Source organism: Streptomyces sp. MS191, assembly GCF_008042125.1.
Lineage (GTDB): Bacteria > Actinomycetota > Actinomycetes > Streptomycetales > Streptomycetaceae > Streptomyces.
Genome location: NZ_RDBI01000115.1, coordinates 1 through 2,212 on the forward strand (window position 1 = coordinate 1; position 2,212 = coordinate 2,212).

Annotated in this window: 1 protein-coding gene; it reads right to left on the bottom strand. The window is 76.8% G+C overall.

Annotated features, from left to right (window positions below; all coding sequences use genetic code 11):
• On the bottom strand, positions 1 to 2,212 hold a 2,212-nt coding region (locus tag EAO71_RS35355; RefSeq protein WP_261992498.1), incomplete at both ends, for a ComEC/Rec2 family competence protein.

Genomic DNA, 2,212 nt, shown 5'->3' on the forward strand with positions numbered 1-2,212 from the left:
CCCCACGACCGCGACGGCCCCGTCCCGATCCGTTCTGAGCACCTCCGCACCTCCGGCGCGCAGCGCCCCGACGGTCCGTGGCGACGGATGCCCGTACGGGTTGTCGCGCCCGGCCGAGACCAGCGCCAGCCTCGGCCGCACCACCCGTATCAGCCCGGGGTCCTGATACGGGGAGCCATGGTGGGCGACCTTGAGGACATCCACCGGCGCCAGCCCCGGGTAAGCACGCAACAGGCCCTGCTGGGCCGGTGGTTCGAGGTCGCCCAGCAGAAGCAGACTCAGCCCTCCCGCGGTCCGGACGAGCAGCGTGACGCTCGCGTCGTTCGGTTCGGACTCCTCCGGTCCCGTCCCCGCGAACCGCTCCCGGGGCCAGAGCACGCGCCACTCCAGCGCCCCGAGGCGCCGCAGCTCCCCGGCCACGGCCCGGACCACCGGAACCCCGGCCGCCGAGGCCGTCCGGCGCACGAACGCCGCCTGTCCTGCCGGTTCCTCGAGTCCCGTCGTCTGGATGGCGCCGACGGACCGGCCCCGCAGCACCCCGGGCAGTCCGGCGACGTGGTCCGCGTGGAAGTGCGTGAGCACCAGCAGCGGGATCCGGCGTACCCCGAGGTCGCTCAGGCAGCGGTCCACCAGCGCCGGATCCGGTCCGGCGTCGACCACGACGGCCGTGTCCCCGCCCGCCGCCAGCACGGTCGCGTCCCCCTGCCCGACCTGGCACATCGCGAACACCCAACCCGGCGGCGGCCAACCGGTGGCCAGCCGGGCCAGCGGCGCCGGACGCACGACGACGAGGAACAGCAGCACCACGCAGCCGGCGGCGATCCTGCGCCGGTACGGCACCTTCCAGGCGGCCAGCACCGCCGCACCGGAGATCCCGGCGAGCAGCAGTCCGCCCCACCAACCGCCGGGCCAGGCCGCCTCCGCCCCCGGCAGCTCCGCACCCCGCCGGGCCACGCCCGCGATCCACTCCACGGGCCAGGCCGCGATCCGCGCCACCCAGGCGGCGGCCGAGGGCGCCACCGGGGAGAGGGCGAGGACGGTGAAGCCGAGCACCGTGGCCGGCGCGACGGCCGGTTCGGCGAGCAGGTTGGCGGGGATGGCGACCAGGCTGACCCGGGCGGCGAACACCGCCACCACCGGAGCGCAGACCATCTGGGCCGCCAGGGCAGCGCCGACCGCCTCGGCGAGCCGGTCCGGCACCCGGCGCCGTCGCAGCGCCTCGCTCCAGCGAGGCGCGATCGTGAGCAGCGCTCCGGTGGCCAGGACGGAGAGCAGGAACCCGTGACTCCGCGCCAGCCACGGGTCGTACAGCACCAGCGCCAGCACCGCCGCGGCCAGTGCCGGGATCATCGACCTGCGGCGGCCGGTGGCGATGGCCAGCAGGGCGACGAGACCGCAGGCGGCCGCCCGCAGGACGCTGGGATCGGGCCGGCACACGACGACGAAGGCCAGGGTCAGGCCTCCCCCGGCGAGGGCGGTGGACCGCAGGGGGATGCCGAGCCGGGGCGCGAGCCCTCCGCGTTCGGCCCGGAGGGCGGTCCCCGGCCGTCCGACGAGAAGCAGCAGGACGACGGTGAGGTTCGACCCCGACACGGCCAGCAGGTGGGTGAGATCGGTGGCTTCGAAGGCGTCGGCGAGATCGGGTCCGATGCGGGCGGTGTCGCCGACGACCAGCCCCGGGAGCAACGCCCGCGCGTCCGGGGACAGTCCGTCGGTCGCCCGTCGCAGGCCGGCCCGGAGCTCCCCCGCGGTGCGTTGCGGGACGCTCGGCGGCCCGGTGATCCGCGGCGGCCCGGTGGCGTCGACCCGTATCACCGCGGCGAACGGTTCGCCGGAGCGTAGCGGGGGTGCCAGTCGCGCCTGGACCCGCAGACGGGTCGACGGCAGCACCCTCAGCCACTCGCGCTGCCCCTCCCCCGCGGGCACGACCAGCAGCACAGGCGTCCTGGCGCGGTGGACCGAGCCGTCGGCCGGCTCGATCCGCGTCACCTCGGCCTTCGCGACGACGGAGACGGGTGCCGACCGGTCGCCGCGGACCCGGGGGCGGGTGAGCCGCGGATCGGACAGGATCGTCACCTCCGCCGTGGCCCGGGCGTGTCTCTCCGCGAGTCCCGGGACCGGTCCGCGCCGCAGGTCCGCCGCGTGGAGCCCGCCCGAGGCGGCGCCGGCCGCCGCACAGAGCAGGACCGCCGCCCCCGCCGTCGCCCTGAGC